Origin of the sequence: Legionella sp., from assembly GCF_965140895.1 — a bacterium.
In the GTDB taxonomy this organism is placed as follows: domain Bacteria; phylum Pseudomonadota; class Gammaproteobacteria; order Legionellales; family Legionellaceae; genus Legionella.
On sequence record NZ_CBCSKT010000149.1, the window covers coordinates 1 to 16,596 of the forward strand.

The following is a 16,596-nucleotide window of genomic DNA, read 5'->3' on the forward strand; positions in this document are numbered from 1 at the left end:
AGTATAGAATAAGTACTTCTGAAAAAAATACATCAAAGCACGAGATCTTAATATTAAGGGAAACAATATGATCAAAGGTTCTGAGCTCTTAGTCGCAGCACTGGAAAATGAAGGGGTTGAATATATTTTTGGGATTCCTGGTGAAGAGAATCTTGATGTGGTCGAAGCGCTACGCACCTCCTCCATCAAACTGGTATTAACACGGCACGAACAAGCAGCGGCATTCATGGCAGCAACCTACGGTAGATTAACCGGGAAACCAGGTGTTTGTATAACCACGTTGGGTCCTGGGGCATTAAATCTTACTACAGGTGCAGCATATGCTTTGCTTGGAGCGATGCCGATGATTATGATTACAGGACAAAAAGGCGTTTTATCATCGCATCAGGGCCGCTTTCAAATAGTGAATACTGTAGCGACAATGCAACCGCTCACCAAAATGTCGCGTCAAATTGTTTCACCATCAATGATCCCTACCCTGGTACGAGAAGCATTTCACGTTGCTCAAGAGGAAACCCCAGGCCCTGTTTATTTAGAATTTCCTGAAGACATAGCCGCTGAACGCAGTCGAAAGTTTAACCTTATTCCACCGCACCCTATTGAATATCCCATTGCCAATGAACAAGCTCTAAGTCGCGCAGCAAAGATGATTATGCAAGCTAAACGCCCCTTGGTCATGCTTGGGGCTGCAGCCTCTCGACCAAGAGCCACTACTGCCCTTGCCAATTTTATTTTGCGTAGCAAACTGCCCTATTTTACTACTCAAATGGGTAAAGGAACTGTTAGTGGAGCAAGAGAATATTACATGGGAACTGCAGCACTCTCCGCCCGAGATTATGTTCATGAAGCAATTGAACAGGCGGATCTGATTATTACGATTGGCCATAGTACCGTAGAAAAGCCACCATTTATTATGGAAAGTACCAATCTTAAAGTCATCCATGTCGGGTATCAATCAGCGACCGTTGAACAAATATATTTCCCACAAGCGGAGGTCATCGGAGACATAGGCCCCTCATTAAAATTACTTGCAGATAAAATTGAGGGCATAATCCCACATGCCAGCGCCCTGCTTCGTTTACGCGAAGGCATTTTGAGTAAAATTGCTGATCGAGCAACAGAAGACCGCTTCACTCCACAACGTCTGGTTTATGACATTCGGCAAGTAATGCCCGAAGATGGGATTCTAGCCTTGGATAATGGCATGTATAAAATCTGGTTTGCACGAAACTATCGAACACAAATGGCCAATACGATTCTCCTTGATAATGCCCTTGCGACCATGGGAGCAGGGCTTCCCTCAGCCATTATGGCATCACTTTTGTATCCTCATCGTCGGGTAATGGCGGTTTGCGGAGATGGTGGTTTTATGATGAATAGCCAGGAATTAGAAACGGCAGTACGACTTAAATTAAACTTGGTGATACTCATTCTTGAAGATAATGCTTTTGGAATGATACGTTGGAAACAAGCAGTTGATCAGTTTCCAGATTTTGGTATGACATTTACCAATCCTGACTTCGTCAAATACGCTGAAGCTTATGGAGCACGTGGTACCCGAGTAGAATCGATTGAAAATTTTCAATCAATTCTTGAAGAAGCGTTTACAACTGGCGGTGTACATCTTATTGTTTTCCCAGTCGATTACTCAGAAAATAAACGCGTTCTTGTTGATGAGTTACAACAACGATTCCCTCCGGTTAAAAAAAGATCCTAATCATGAAAAAAACACTGCACGTAGTGCATGCATTTGACCGCAGCTTAATCGAGCAACCCTTGCTTTTTACAATCGCGATAACTGGCTTAAGCCTCATGAGCACATGGGCATATTGAAACATACAGCCGAATTATTATCCTCTCAACACGAACGATTTACCCAACTGATTGCCCAGGAAGAAAGAAAACCCTTTACTGATGCCGCAATCGAAGTCACTCGAGCAATTGATGGATTAAATGATGCCGCAGAGGAATTACGCCACTTTGCCGGTAAAGAAATTCCTCTGGGGCTTACGCTGGCAAGTGATCATCGCTGGGCATTTACGATTAATGAATACAGAATCCTATAATTTATCCAGTCAGTACAATTAATCACTTTTTCAAATCAACAGCTATTTGATAGTGAACCATTGAGGGATGGCGCATGTCTAGTGCGCGGCCCCAAATAGCTCATATAGTTTTTTTACAATTTCTTCTGGCTGAAACTTCACAAGAAAGCACCCATATTCTGCAGCTACTTCCGCAATAAGCGTAGGGTTAGAAATGCTGGAATTGAAAATCACAGGGATAGTACTCGCCTCCCCACGAATTTTTCTCGCCATTTCCAATCCGCCCATGCGCGGCATTTCAAAATCAGTGAAAATTAAATCAAACTTGCCAGGTTGTTGCATGAATTTTTCATACCCATCTTGGCCGTCTACTGCCTCAATACAATGCATACCATGTGCTGATAAAAGCTTGGTTACTTGATGACGGAAAATTTTTGCATCATCAACAACCAGCGCAGTTTTACCAACCATAGAATGAGATGAAGAGGAAGCTGACTTCGTCTCATTTTCAGGCAAGTTGAGTAAACCTAAATGCGCCAATATCCCTTCCAAATCAAGCAAGTATAAAAACTGATTTTTATATGGAAACAAGCCATTGAGCATACAAAATGCGGAATTCTCGAGAATAGAAGGAACACTTAAAATTTGACTGTTTTTAAGTGATTCGATACGGTAGGTAGCGTGAACCAAGATGCCAACGACCATATTAAGCAATTGGCAAATAATGATTTTAGTCTGATTGTACCGCTTCATTTGTTCAACATGCTTGGCAAATTCGGCATCAAGCAAAGGGTTTGTTGGCTGATTCGGGGCTACTTGAGAACAATTCATATCCGACTGTTTTAATACTATAGATAAATCCATCACCGGTACGGCCTCTTGATGATGCTCATATAAGCCAATAAAGGGCAAATGGGAGGCAGGCAGACAGGAAATCCGCTCATAATCCACAACCCCAATAATTTTTTGCGCATTAATACCAACTAACATCGCCTGAGAATCCGCTATGATAAGACATGGAACCATGAGAAAGTTTTCATTCTCTGTAGAATGTTCTTGTGCCACCATCATTCACTCTCCTTAAAATGAAAATCCCCTTCTGCCAATAAACGTATGGGAAAATTATTAATATTCGCTGTAGCCGAAACAAGCATTTTAAGGGCTACATCCACACGTCTTGGACGTTCAATAATAAGGCCAAAAGGGCTATTGCCATTAAAATCAGCAACTAATAATAAATGAGTATTCTGCACCTTGTAGGTTTCAATCCCATTAGTATATTTACCCGTAAAATCAACCACTGGTATAATCTGCCCACCCAAATTCACAATTCCTAAGTACCCCGCTACGATCTCAGGATAGGGAGTAATTACAGGTACCTCGACAATCTCACTAACATAATGAATATCTAAAGCATAATGTGAATCACACATGACAAACTGGATAAAGGTTTTCTTCTCGTCCACAACGGCAGACTCTTCAAATTGAAATTGTCTTATTATGTTTTCAAATTGCATTGATACCCACCTCATGTCGGCTCATAATATGTTTATATAATTTTTCAAGTGACAAAATGAATGCAGAAACCCCTGTTGTTAAAATAGAAACTCCTTGCAGATAATTTAAAACAGGTATTCCCTTAGGCAAGGCTTTGACAATAAATTCCGTATTGGCAATCAATTTATCGGCAATAAACGCGCATCGTTCCCCATTAATATTGGTAAGACAAACAAACATTTCACGTCGCATAAGCGAATCGTCAGCGCCAGTATTCTCAAAATACCTAGACAAGAAAATACAAGGGACAAATTGATTATCAATATTTAATAGGTATTGATTTTGGTTGAAGGTAATATCACTTCGACGCAAAGTGTAGGTCTGCATAATGTCATGTGTAGGAATACCATAAACATGATTACCAACACTCACAACGATTAATGGAATAATGGATAATCCGATAGGTAAGTACAGGCTGAAGGTAGTCCCCTCGCCTACTTTCGTATCGATATGAATTCTACCTCCAGATTTATCAACATAGGTTTTCACCACATCCATACCCACGCCACGACCTGAAATTTCGCTGACTTGCTGAGCGGTAGAAAAGCCCGGGGCAAAAATAAGCTGTAACGCATCCTGCTCGCTCGCTACACCGGAAATATCGAGCCCTTTAGAACGTGCGGATTGTACAATGCTCTGGGCATCGATCCCCTTACCGTCGTCACTAATTTTCAAAACCACTTCACTGCCAATAATTTTTGCATCCATGCAAATCGTACCCTGACGTGGTTTATTTTGCTGTTCACGTACTTCCGGCGCTTCAATGCCATGATCCATCGCGTTTCGCACTAAATGAATTAAAGGATCACCTAAAGAATCAAGAATACGTTTATCAATTTCAGTTTCTTGTCCACTCACTTTAACCTGAATTAATTTGTCGCTACTCTCAATATAAGTACGAATAGTTTTCTCCATTCGGGAAAACAGACTTTTAACCGCCGTCATACGCATACTAAGCACCGCACTTTCAAGCTCAACAATCCGTTGCCGTAATGAGTTATCGAGTACTTCCCATTTGAGAAATAAGTCATTTTGAATCGCTGTATTTTCAAAACCAGTCTCCACTAAATGGGCAATTTGGTTTCTCAATAAAAAAATCTCGGACGTAATATCATAACTGCGTTGAATTCGGTCTAAGGGGACGCGAATCAAATTTGCAGTATCTTTTTTCGCTTGGTTTTTCGTCGCACTCACTTGCTCTTCAGGCTGTTGATAAGGAGCATCATCGTGAGTAACAGTTGGTGTTAAAACCTCATTTACCTCTTCCGTTTTTGGCTCGACGGCCGCTTCTACGGGTAGCGCAACAGGCAGATCTCCCTCTCGCTTTTTAGCCTCAGTCTGCAACAGTGTTTCAATTTGATCGACTTGATGAGTCACCAGAGCAACATCCAAATCATCAGGTGCTTTTTTCTTGGCACTCAAATAACTTTCAAGTTCATGAGCCACTTTAGTCAGCTCATCCATTTGAAACATCGCTGAGCCACCTTTGATGGTATGAACGCCCCGATAAATTGCATTGACGTTATCAATCCTCTCCTCAGTAGAATGTTCGTCAGCATAACCTTTTAACAAATCATAGAGCTCTTCGAGGGCCGCCTTAGCCTCCTCGAAAAACATGAGTATTATTTCATCATCATCCATAGTGTTAAATCCATTTTACAATGCGAAAATTTAAATAATTTTATTTAATAGCTTTTGTATGTCATCCAAGCGTTCTGAGAGTAAAAGCACTTTTTCTTGCAAAGAATCACTTGCCAATTCCACTTTACCAATCGACTCCTGCGATTTTTCAGCAAGACGAGCTACTTCATGAGCAACAATTGCAAACCCTCTCCCTTCTTGACCGGCTCGCGCCGCTTCAATTGATGCATTAAGAGCCAAGAGATCCGTTTTTCCAGATAAATCACGAACTACCCCCACCATTTTATTAATGGCTTCCACAGAAGAGATGAGCTCACTAAACACTTTACGAATATCGCTAAAATGATGATTAATATCGCCCATCTCTCCTGAGTTGTGTTTTAGTGTATTATTTTTATCAGTAACGGCTGAATCAACGCCCTCACCCTCTTGATCCATTAAAAGACTCATAATCCTTACTCCTGCCTGACTTATGTTAAACGTTGGGTTTTCCCTACTTCCAAATCATCGAACCAATCAAAAAAGCGCTCTACATCATCCCCTCGAAAAATAGCCCCATGTTGTGGGCATATCATTTCCACTCCTAGCTTTCTAACCCGTGATAACCAAGCATCCTTGGCTGCATTGGAAGGCATCCACCGCTGATGGAATTTTTTCATAAAGGGTGCATGAGCAGTAAAATCAGTAACAAATAAATCCGCTTCATTGGGTAATAACGCCGCTCCCACATCGCCACTAAATAAAATCTTGGATACGGGATCAAATAAGTGGAAATTGCCTGATGAATGCAAGTAATGAGCGGGAACCAGTTGAAAATGGCGATCACCCAATTTTATTTGCATGCCTTCATCGGGTACGGAATATAAATTGTGCGCAAACTTATAGCCGAAATGAGAAATAAAACTACTCCATAACCAAGACACATAAACAGTGGCATTCGGTGTTAATTCCATCCACATGGGCAAGGAAGACATAATATCCGGGTCTTGATGAGAGCACATATAGGCCTTGATGGAATTGAGGTCAATTACTTCAGAAACTATCGATAAAACGCTAGGAAAAATTTCCATGCCGCCTGGGTCAAGCAACATGGATTCGCTGCCGGCCTGAATAATATATTCATTCGTATCAATAACCGACTTAGGTTTATTGGGATCGCGTGCTAAAACAGTCCACTGAATATCGCCATTATCATAGAGAACTACTTTTTTCATCCTATCCCTCACTATTCCACGGTAATTTGTTGGAGTGTTTAAAAATCATAAAATAATCTCGAAACACATCATAATCATGTGACAATACACTGAGCAATTCTTCAAATGATTTAATTAATGAGCCAACGGCAGCCAAGCCCAGTTCGCTGCGAAAAAGTTCTTCCTCGATTCTCAATGCAGTAAGGGCAACAAAAATGCGATTAATTAAAAACTCAAACACATTGAACTGAACCTCTAGTGCTTTAATGCCATTTCTAAATTGAATAAAACCAAGTGCCACTTGCTTTTGTAATCGGGAGGTAACATCGTTGGTCAACTCATGATTTGTGGCGAAATTGTCTGAAATTTGCACCAGCATATAACTATCAATATGATAAAGTGCTATTTTCGAGGCCAGGACTGTTTCAATTAATCGACTGGTAACCTGAATTATGGCATTGATTTTGGTATGCATCTTACGCGATGTTTTTTCAATCTGACTAGCTATTTCAAAGAACACACGCGCCTTATTCCCTGTTTGACTTGCAACAATAGATGCATTCACAGAAATATCTTCTACGCGGCCAATGGTTCGCTGCATTCTTAATGCTAATCGACGTAATTCATTACAAGAACGATAATGATGATTTATGTTATTTTCTCTATCCATATGACTCACTTCATATTCTTAAATTACTTGTCACATTCTTATTATTTAAGACAATGGAGCATCAACATAAATATCAACCTTTAAGAAACAAGTACTATTTATATATCCCTATCAGAAATAAAGCTGAAAAATCTATCGAACAATGAACAACTCCTTTTCAGTATAGCAGCATATTTTTTTTTTGTATGAAATCTAAGGGTTACGCTAAAAAATCCATAAAAAAATGGGCTATTTATAGTGCGATGAGGCTTATCGGCTCGGGTTTAAGCTAAGTAATTTGAAATAACTCGAAATACTACCTATATTTTATTGGCGGAGAGAATAAAAATTAAAAGGACTTGTCGGTGAGAGCATCTAGTATTCATTTATTTCAATTATTCATTTTTTGTATTACATGCGGCTTATCAACATCTGTACTCGCGCAAGAAAATACTGAAGTGGTTCTTTTAATTGATACATCAGGGAGCATGAAAAAAAATGATCCCCAAAATTTACGAATTCCGGCAACCAATTTATTGATCAACCTTCTTAAAGAGAGAGCGAAGCTTACTATTTTTACTTTTTCTACAAAGACTAAATTGTTAGTGCCTACGAACGAAGCCTCTGACGCCTATGTGAATCAATTTCATGCAAAAGAAAAACAAATCGACTCTAAGGGGCAATTTACGAATATTCTTGGTGCGTTAAATGCGGCAAATAGCTCATGGAAAAACAGTAAATCTCGGTTTATTGTTCTGTTAACTGATGGAAAAATCGATCGTGGCTCCAAACAACAAGACAATGACGATAAGCAAATCATCAATAACAGCTTACTTCCAGAATTGAAAAAGAATCACATCAAACTCTATACCATAGGCATAGGTTCAAATATCGATGAAGAACTACTTAAATCCTTAGCCAGCCAAACCAATGGGATTTATCAGTTTATCAACTCCATGTCTAATGCAGAAAAATCATTATATAATACCTTTACCTCAGCCATCCCTGCGCAAGGTATTCCACTAGAAAAAGCAGGTAATAATGAGCGAAAAATATCCGTGGATGCGAATGTAAAACAATTGTCCGTAATTATTGAGAAAAAAGATCAAAAAATTCCAGTGGCTTTATATCAACCAGATGGAAGCATGCTTGAGTCAAAATTACCTTCACTGAATAAATTTATTTTCATCGATGTGAAACATCCTGCTGCAGGGGCATGGAAAATCAAAGGGGATGAACAACAAGAAGAACGCGCTATTATTTTAACTAATTTAGAATTAATAACCAATAAGTTAAGTGGTGAATACTTTAATAGAGAACTAATTACCATTAATGCGAAATTAGAGTCAGAAAAAGGCAATAACGATTTAGTTCCGTTGTTAACAAATACTACCGTAACACTCAATCTCAAAAATGAAAAAGATAATTTTTCTACCCCTATTCCCCTAGTCAAAAATACGCAGTTTGAAAAAGAGTTTCTCTTGGACATGCCTCCAGGAATGACTAAGAGTATCGTGACTGCAAAAAATGATTCCTTTGTGCGGGAAGAGCAATCTTTATTTAAAATAATGCCAACACCGTTTCAACAAAGCATTAGCAATAACACCTTTAAAATCGAATTAATTAACCCCCACATTGAGCGAGACTCTGTACAAATCAAACTGGTAAACCAAGAGCGAGGCGCTTTATTAACTCTTGCTCCACAGAATGGTTGTTGGCAAACCAGTATTGAAACTCTGTGTAATTTACAGAAATTATCTACTTTTTCACTACAAGCAAAAATTACGGCAAAATCACCAAGTGGACGCCCATTGGCTTTGCTCTTACCTCAAGAAAAAATTGTCTGTAATGCCGCCCCAGTACAAATAAGCAGCTATATTGCGCCACTACCTTTAAATAAAATAGAAAGAAGTGCCCCTGCTCCAGCAGTTAATAAAACACCACACATGAATAAAAGGCATCCCCTTCTATCAATCAATCTAGTGTCCATGATTAGCTTACTTGTATTAATTTTTGTATCAATAATTTGTGGTTATTTCTATAAGAAAAACCACAAACTTTATAAAGAAAAAATGGATGAACTAAGGGGCAATGATGACATCTGAGATTTTGTTACCAATACTATTGATTATTACATTATTAACGTTTTCACTAATCGTCTTTTTTATTCAGAAGACGTTAAAAAATCGTGCCAAAATAAAAATATTATCTGATGCAAAAAACAAAGCTGAAGAATATATAGAGAACAATGCATCTGAACTTAGCCCAATACTCATTAATTTTTATGGTGAGCAAAGTGAGCATTATTTAAGAAACATAAAGAAACAAAATAAACTTTTTTTAAACCAATTAATTCTATTAATGATTGAGCACAAATCCAATATTGCTAATCGATTAACAAATGCATTGGATTTATTGGATCAAGCATACGTTAATACATTTTTTGAAGCAGCGCAGCAACATCTATCGTTAACCAAGCAGCCACAGCACCCTCCGGCTGTTCATAACCAGTCTATTGAACAAGAAATAGAAGAAATGATTTTACAAATGGCTCATTTATGCAATCTGGATATCGATGAAAAAACACTCGAAACCCCTGACTCCCTAAAAGAAATAATTAGTGGATGTAAAGAAAAAATAAGTACTATTTTTGAAGAAAATAAAGCACAGTCAGAAGAATCGAGTCAATATTTAGACCTCATTGAGCAAATTCGTATAGAAAAGAAAGACATGCGACAAACGATAAATGAAGCCCTACAGATTTTAGAGCAAATTTATCAAAAACATAAAGTAGAATTAAAACTTGACGAGAACATTACATTTAAGCAATTTAATTATGATAAATTAGTATCTGTTTTTAAATTAACTGATCAGGGTGAATAATAAGCAAAACCAAAGCCATCGGCTACAAGGAGAAAATATGGACACTAATAAAAAAATTTTGATTGTCGATGATTTTTCGACTATGAGAAAAATACTAATGGGCATGTTAACAAAGTTGGGATTTAGTAACGTGGCTGAAGCTGAAAGCGCCCCCAAAGCATGGGAGCTCTTACAGAAAGATCATTTTGACCTGGTAATTAGTGATTATAATATGCCTGACATGAATGGCATAGAACTCTTATCACAAGTACGAAAAGACAGCGCGCTATCAAAACTCCCCTTTATTTTACTCACGGCAGAAGACGATGCAGATTTGGTAATCGAATCCAAAAAATACCACATCAATGCCTATATTCTTAAACCGTATAAGATTGATGTCATCAAGGAAAAATTAGAATCCCTATTTGCTGCATAAAGATCGACCTACCCGCTAGGTCACGTAGCCAAAAGCAAGATAAGTCGGATACCGCGGTCAAAACCGCGGTAACTCTTTGGTTGGTTACTTTTATCCACAGTCAAACCTTCCCCAGTCAGCCACACATCAAATTGGCTTTGATTTTCAATTTCGTTTCTTAACTGATCGGCATAGACGTTCAAACTGATTATTTTTCTGCTTAATTCCAAACGCATCTTATTGTTTGGTTGTTCCCGATCAAGCTGTATTTTATTTTCTATACTATGCAATTCGAATCGGTATCAGAATCAGGGGTTGGCGTATCTGGTTTTTGAAACGCGCCTAACACTTTAAAAAAATTATGCATAAAACTATTATTAGATGGTGCTGAATAATTCCAGTCGTCACTGAGATGTTGAATATGTTCTATGTATTTACCTGCTGCATGGATTGTTTTATATCCATTTTTTCCTGCAGCCGTTGTATTTTTTAGATCATCATCGACTAAAACGATGGTATCGGGTGAACCGATGTACTCCATATCTTTTATAGCAAAAGTAATATGTTCATTTTTATTTGCTTCGCCTGGTTTTAGTGGAAGCCAAGATTCAATATGTATGACTTGAATTTCATCTGTGCTTAATCCAATTATTTCTTGCAAATATCGGGGAATAAACAAACGTCCGTAAGCATTAAACGAGGCAATTGCAAGGCTATGGCCTTTAGCAAGAATGGAACAAATGGTATCTCGCCAAATCTCAGCGCCTCTTATTGGCTGAATTTCTTTGATAACATCCCACATTTCATCTATTTTAGTAAGATGCGATACTGCATTATTAGTATTTTCAGAGGCGATTGTTTCATCAAAATCTAGAATAAATAAAGCCATGTGCAGACCAATTAATAAGACACTTGTTGATTTTTAATTATACACACAGGTTGAAACAATATCAAACAAGCATGCCTATTTATATTTTTCCTTCTAAATTCATTTTTAGTGATGCATTTTTATAGGAGGTTAACCTCTCTTTAAACTCATGAGCCTCCTATATAAAACCAATCTTTTCCTTTAACAATTTAATTTTAAAAGGTTTTTCCAGAACATCATTAGCGCCGCTCTCTAAAGCTAATTTTTTAATATTAGGAGAGGCAGAAAGAATAATAACGGATACGTCTTTGGTTCGTTCATTCTTCTTAAGGATACGACACAGTTCAAGACCATCAAATCCAGATAATTGTTTATCAATCAAATAAACATCCGGTACAAGCATATTTTCCGCGAGAACCTCTTCAGCTTTACTGCAAAGCAGCAACTTGTATTCAGGCTCTTGAAATATTAATTGCATCGCATCTTGTATCGAAGGGTCATCCTCAACTAGTAATATTATTTTCATTCGTTCTCTTCGATAAATTGAACAGGGATAATAAAACTAAGCGTGGAACCAACCCGTTCCTGACTTTCAACCTCCATCCAACCTCTATGCATATCAATAATATCTTTACAAATCGCAAGCCCTATCCCCATGCCTGGAAAAGTTTTTGCTTCATTGGAAAGTACCCGATAAAAACGTTCGAAGATCTTTTCAAAATCTGCATTAGGAATACCGATACCACTATCACTAACGCTTACGTTCACAAAGTCCCCCATTGTTTTACTGGAAATTACAATTTTTCCACCGAGAGGAGAATATTTTATAGCATTCGAAATAAGATTAATAAGTACCTGCCCTATACGCTCTTCATCAGCCACAATTTGCCCAATCCCTGCAAGCTGTAGCTCCAATTGATGCTTTTTCGTATTCAGTTGAACATTCTCTACTTTTTCTCGTATTAAATTATTTAAATCAAAGCATGAAATCTTTAACTGCAATTTTCCTTCTGCCAAATGCGTAGTATCCAGCATATCGCGAATCAACACATGCAAACGATCCACTTGCTGCCTTAATTTTATTACCATTTCCGTATGACGTGAGTTGGCGGATCCTTCGAATTGCTGTTCAAGTATTTGCGCATAAATCATCATACTTGTAAGCGGTGTATTTAGTTCATGGCTCGCATTACCAATAAAATCATCTCGCAAACGCAACAACATCTTCAACTTCTTTTCGCTTTCTCGTAACGCCTCTTCGACTTGGGTTCGTTCTACTAATTCCTGCTCACGAGAAATAATGATTGCCGCTGCGTGCGTGAGAATTCCTGCTAACTCTAATTCTTGGGCTGTAGGGTGACGTGGCTCACGGAAATAAATACCTAAAGTTCCAACTATTGGCCCGTCCTTGGTGCGTATAGGGAAAGACCAGCATGCGCGACAGCTATGCTTGCGAGCTAAATCTCTTAATGGCCCCCATAATGGGTCCTCCTCAACATCTGGAGTGATAATCGGCTCACCTTTATACATCGCCAAACCACATGCCAGCGAATCAGGGCCCACTTTAAAACCGTTTATATCATTTGCGTACTCTTCTGACATACCAACAATATGATACAAGCCTGTACATTCTGATGACATTCGATAAAAAGCAGCTCTTGCTAAACCGTTAGTCTGAATAACTATGGTATCAACCAAGGCCTTAAGTGATATTGTCAACGGTAAGCCACTCATCGCGGCTTGAAAAGCTTCTTTTTGCCCATTCAACCAAGATTTATTCTCGCGCAAAACTGTTTGTACTCTCATGCGCTCTTGGAGCGCATTTTTTAAGTCCTTCCTATCTTTATCATGAAGTTTTTCGTAAATATCTAGCTGATTTTGATAATGTATTTTCTCTTGGCGTAATTGCTTGAGCTCTATTAAAAGAGTCTCTAAAGATTGGTTAGCTAATACCTCAGCCACCATCCCTTCTGAGCACGGCTTAGACTCATAGCTTTGTGCAGTTTTAGGCATTATTTACTCCTGTAAACATTCTGGAGCTTTATACTAATCAATCTTTATATAATCAATGGCAAACCGGTAAAATTTTTTTACTATTAGTAAAACATGCTCACCATGTCTTCCTTAACTTCATCAAGAATAAAATAAATTTTGAAAAATCCTGCGGGGAGAAAAACCAGATGCTAGACTGGACAAGAGTGGGCTGCAGTGTAATCCACTATTCAATTAGTGTTTCATTCTATTAATAAATTATAAAGATGATATCAGATATGAAAACAACAACAAAAACCTCCTTAAAATCGATACTTGCTGTAGCTTTATTCTCTTCTACTACTGCTTTTGCTGCAGGTAATGCAATCAGTGGCCAAATGATGATCATTAACAACATGGGTAACATAGACAGTAATACTAATTCACCTGGCGCATCACAATCTTCATTTCAGGTTTCAGTATCTGATACCACTGGCGTGTGTAGTACGGCTAAAATTAATTACAATGGATATGTCGTTGTTCCATGGTATTCCTCTGGAACTCATAGTGGCTCTCATTGTGTAGGTGCACCTGTCTCTATAAAAATTACTCCTACAATAGGAACTGTGAGCGGTATTGCTACTGCAATATACGATTCCGCAGTGATTACAGCCCCAGACAACTCACCAACAACTACTATCCTAAATGCACCAACACCAGGTACTGTTGTTTGCGGCGTGAGTATCTGCACAACAAGCTATGAAAATATGGCAGTAATTCTGACTGGTGATGGCAACCCGAGCACTGCCGTTGCAGCTACGGCAACTACGTGGCAAAGCCTTGCTGGCGTTGTACCCGTTTTCGATGCAGGTAATGGTGCATTACTAAGTACCGGCGTATTTGGCTTATTGGCGGTTATTGATTTAAAAGCTGAAGAATTGATGCGAAAATACGGCTACAAGCCTCATACTGGTGGTCAGGCATCCAAATAAGAACTATCTTGCCTGGTTGCTTTGCAGCCAGGATTTCTTTTTTCGCAATTGAATTTAAAATTAATTGACTATAACCAGAAAGATCGAAACACCGAACTAAAGAGGCTCTAGTCCATTACAATGACGGCAATTTTTTATTACCGAGATGGAATAAATCCCGTTTACAAACAAACGGGACTTATTTTTTAACGCTTTTTCGGCTCAACCAGGGGTCGAGGCATCACTTCACGTGGCGCATTGGCATGGAGATAGGTTTTAACCGATATCTCGCTATCACCGAGAACAGCCGCATCGAGAGCACAAGCCTCCAGCAGAGCAGAGTCTGTAATCCCTGAAGCTTTACAAACATCAATCGCCTGTGCCGCTTCCTTCGGACGTAAGTCACTGATAAAAAATGGCTTCTCAGGAATTCCAGCTCTCACCATAGAATCAGTTTCAAGTAACATTTGATCCGGCCGCACACGCCAGCTTTCACCATAAATGTTATAAAGGTCTTGGAATGAAACAGGCCAGTTCAAAACCATCCCCTGTGATGTAACTAACTCATGAATAGTTCCTTCCAGATTCCCAAGAAGACCTCGTGTCTTACCCATAGAACTACTCAGGCTCACAGTAACATTCATCCAAGTGTTCATGCCATTATCAAAAAGCATTGCGCGCACACTATCCCCTTTTGGTCCAATGATCACATACTCATTGTCCCTACGAGCAATGTGCACTCCGTCGACTTCTATATGTCCTTGTCCCTTGCTCATTTTATAGGGTTTATCATTGATGACTAGTCTTGTTGGCCCGACATAAATAGCCACTAAAGTCTGCCCCATTTGCACAGCAACCGCCTTGTTAATTGATGTATCCCTCCATCGAGGATCAATCACGGGTACCCCTTGACGAGTCTGCACGATAAAATCAGGCCCAGCCTCCGCTAACACAAAATCCCCGGTTGCCTGAAAGTCATATTCTAAACCGGAAAAATTCGTAATATGGGTATCCCCTGTACTCGATGCAGTTTGACAAGCAGAGCTACCTGTATTGATACTACTTTCCGTGAACACAATTGCGGCTGGGTTAGCTCCTGCTGTGAATATCCCAAAATTAAGGTTATTAGTCTCAGCCGTATAGCCTGTCGCCAGACAGCTTGGTGCCGCGGAACTCGCCGCATCAATCGCTGTTCTCACTTTAAGCGCCGCAAAATTAGCCGAGTTGTAGTTAAAGGTGGCCGCAGAGCCATTACCATCACCAAAGACATTAAACTCTGCTGTTTGCCAATAATTAGCGAGGCTAACCACACTGTCGTTAGCACTTGTAGAATAGGCTGTTCCACCCACAGTCATCGTAAAGGTATCATTACCCCCTGCAGCAGCTTGACCAGCAACTACCATCTGACTCAGTTTAGAAATGTTTAAAGGAGGACTTCCAGTAACAGTAACCGCATTACTATTGCCATAACAACTATTACTATAAGAGATCCATCCAGTACCTGCCGGACCACCCGAGACTGGGCATGTCGGCCCGTAATTAATAAGCCAGTACTGAATAAAGGCGGTTCCACTGGTGTTTGAGTAGACAAATTGTGCCCATCCAAGACAACCGGAAACTCCATTACACGCAGGAGTATTCAGAAAGAAATTTGAATTCAGTTGAAGAGAAAAAATATTCGGTGAAAACACATTATTGTATGGATTGACTCCGTACTCATTCACCACACCGGTGACACTATCAAAGGATCCAATCGCTTCACTTATATTACCACTAGCAGCCTGAGCAGTAACATCATTACCATTACCTATTACAAACCCATGATGCGCGCCACGAGTTGGAAGATAAGGCCATGTCGGCGCCTTGGTACAAGGAACCTCAGTCCATTCAGCCTTAGGGTATTTGGCAGAAAAACACCCATTTTGTGGCCGGGGGACACGCATAATAGATGAACGCCAGGATTGAAGCTCCTTCATGCTTGGGTGAGATAAAGATTGAGATGTCATCTTTGGGCTGGCAGGAGATTGCTCAGTAGCCCCTGCGTAACTGGATGCCAGCATAAAGAGCAATCCCGAACTCCCTATAATGCCACATACTAAATTATATCCTTTCATGTATTCTTGTCCTCCTTGTCAATAAGCGTATCGATAAATAGATAAAAAAACCTTATCATACTACATTACTTTCAAACGCAAGCCCTAAGTCCTGTGAATGAATTTTTTTATGAAGAAGAAATACAACTAATTGATACCCTAAAAAAATTCATTCACGATACGCCAAGATTTTTTCTAAAAAATTCGGAATAGTAGTAAAAATTTAGTGCTTTTATAGAAGTTATTGACTATTGTGAATAGATAGAATCAACAAGTATCGTTTATGTATTTTTCTGGATAAAAATAAATTTGCGTATTAACGTTTAACGCA

General features: G+C 39.2%; 17 protein-coding genes. 6 read left to right on the forward strand and 11 right to left on the reverse strand.

Features of this window, described 5'->3' with window-relative positions:
• The first annotated feature begins 67 nt into the window (after positions 1–67).
• Both ACQY7T_RS13430 and ACQY7T_RS13435 read left to right on the forward strand, forming a co-directional pair.
• Positions 68–1,717: an acetolactate synthase large subunit gene (locus ACQY7T_RS13430; protein WP_428414031.1), complete on the forward strand. Its 1,650-nt coding sequence runs from the start codon at positions 68–70 to the stop codon at positions 1,715–1,717.
• A 103-nt stretch (positions 1,718–1,820) separates the two neighbouring features.
• On the forward strand, positions 1,821–2,066 hold the full coding sequence (locus tag ACQY7T_RS13435; RefSeq protein WP_428414032.1) for an aldehyde dehydrogenase family protein: 246 nt from the start codon (positions 1,821–1,823) through the stop codon (positions 2,064–2,066).
• Between the two features lie 78 nt (positions 2,067–2,144).
• Here ACQY7T_RS13435 and ACQY7T_RS13440 read toward each other — a convergent pair whose 3' ends face one another.
• From ACQY7T_RS13440 to ACQY7T_RS13465, 6 genes are read right to left on the reverse strand one after another with little or no spacing between them, the layout of a single operon-like run.
• Complete coding sequence (locus ACQY7T_RS13440) at positions 2,145–3,116, reverse strand: chemotaxis protein CheV (protein WP_428414033.1); 972 nt, start codon at positions 3,114–3,116, stop codon at positions 2,145–2,147.
• The gene (locus ACQY7T_RS13445) at positions 3,113–3,562 is read right to left on the reverse strand and encodes a chemotaxis protein CheW (protein WP_428414034.1); all 450 of its coding nucleotides are present in this window, start codon (positions 3,560–3,562) and stop codon (positions 3,113–3,115) included. Before ACQY7T_RS13445 ends, ACQY7T_RS13440 begins: the two co-directional genes overlap by 4 nt.
• Complete coding sequence (locus tag ACQY7T_RS13450) at positions 3,552–5,243, reverse strand: chemotaxis protein CheA (protein WP_428414035.1); 1,692 nt, start codon at positions 5,241–5,243, stop codon at positions 3,552–3,554. The genes ACQY7T_RS13445 and ACQY7T_RS13450 overlap by 11 nt, the downstream gene beginning before the upstream one ends.
• Positions 5,244–5,273: 30 nt before the next feature.
• Positions 5,274–5,693: a methyl-accepting chemotaxis protein gene (locus tag ACQY7T_RS13455; protein ID WP_428414036.1), complete on the reverse strand. Its 420-nt coding sequence runs from the start codon at positions 5,691–5,693 to the stop codon at positions 5,274–5,276.
• Positions 5,694–5,713: 20 nt separating this feature from the next.
• Complete coding sequence (locus tag ACQY7T_RS13460) at positions 5,714–6,457, reverse strand: MBL fold metallo-hydrolase (protein WP_428414037.1); 744 nt, start codon at positions 6,455–6,457, stop codon at positions 5,714–5,716.
• A gap of 1 nt (position 6,458) precedes the next feature.
• A complete protein-coding gene (locus ACQY7T_RS13465) occupies positions 6,459–7,106 on the reverse strand; it encodes a hypothetical protein (RefSeq protein ID WP_428414038.1) in 648 nt (215 codons plus the stop codon).
• A gap of 344 nt (positions 7,107–7,450) precedes the next feature.
• Here ACQY7T_RS13465 and ACQY7T_RS13470 point away from each other — a divergent pair, with 344 nt between their 5' ends.
• The 3 genes from ACQY7T_RS13470 to ACQY7T_RS13480 are packed head-to-tail and all read left to right on the forward strand — an operon-like array spanning position 7,451 to position 10,383.
• On the forward strand, positions 7,451–9,190 hold the full coding sequence (locus ACQY7T_RS13470; protein ID WP_428414039.1) for a vWA domain-containing protein: 1,740 nt from the start codon (positions 7,451–7,453) through the stop codon (positions 9,188–9,190).
• Entirely contained in the window at positions 9,177–9,968 is a 792-nt protein-coding gene (locus ACQY7T_RS13475) for a hypothetical protein (protein WP_428414040.1), read from the forward strand. Before ACQY7T_RS13470 ends, ACQY7T_RS13475 begins: the two co-directional genes overlap by 14 nt.
• A 37-nt stretch (positions 9,969–10,005) precedes the next feature.
• Positions 10,006–10,383, forward strand: coding sequence for a response regulator (locus ACQY7T_RS13480; RefSeq protein ID WP_428414041.1), 378 nt, complete (start codon positions 10,006–10,008; stop codon positions 10,381–10,383).
• Positions 10,384–10,403: 20 nt separating this feature from the next.
• On the opposite strand, the gene ACQY7T_RS13485 is transcribed toward ACQY7T_RS13480, so the two are convergent.
• From ACQY7T_RS13485 to ACQY7T_RS13500, 4 genes are all read right to left on the reverse strand, one after another.
• Positions 10,404–10,652: a hypothetical protein gene (locus tag ACQY7T_RS13485; protein ID WP_428414042.1), complete on the reverse strand. Its 249-nt coding sequence runs from the start codon at positions 10,650–10,652 to the stop codon at positions 10,404–10,406.
• Entirely contained in the window at positions 10,640–11,251 is a 612-nt protein-coding gene (locus tag ACQY7T_RS13490; RefSeq protein ID WP_428414043.1) for a hypothetical protein, read from the reverse strand. The genes ACQY7T_RS13485 and ACQY7T_RS13490 overlap by 13 nt, the downstream gene beginning before the upstream one ends.
• Positions 11,252–11,408: 157 nt before the next feature.
• Positions 11,409–11,756 carry a response regulator gene (locus ACQY7T_RS13495; RefSeq protein WP_428414044.1) on the reverse strand — a complete coding sequence of 116 codons (348 nt, stop codon included), beginning with the start codon at positions 11,754–11,756 and terminating at the stop codon, positions 11,409–11,411.
• Positions 11,753–13,243, reverse strand: a complete 1,491-nt coding sequence (locus ACQY7T_RS13500; RefSeq protein ID WP_428414045.1) for a GAF domain-containing sensor histidine kinase — start codon at positions 13,241–13,243, stop codon at positions 11,753–11,755. Before ACQY7T_RS13500 ends, ACQY7T_RS13495 begins: the two co-directional genes overlap by 4 nt.
• 257 nt (positions 13,244–13,500) lie before the next feature.
• Between ACQY7T_RS13500 and ACQY7T_RS13505 the strand changes: the two genes are divergently transcribed.
• Positions 13,501–14,193 (forward strand): hypothetical protein, encoded by a 693-nt coding sequence (locus ACQY7T_RS13505; protein WP_428414046.1) that lies wholly within the window; start codon positions 13,501–13,503, stop codon positions 14,191–14,193.
• A gap of 185 nt (positions 14,194–14,378) precedes the next feature.
• Here ACQY7T_RS13505 and ACQY7T_RS13510 read toward each other — a convergent pair whose 3' ends face one another.
• Positions 14,379–16,286, reverse strand: coding sequence for a VWD domain-containing protein (locus ACQY7T_RS13510; protein ID WP_428414047.1), 1,908 nt, complete (start codon positions 16,284–16,286; stop codon positions 14,379–14,381).
• Positions 16,287–16,596 lie beyond the last annotated feature (310 nt).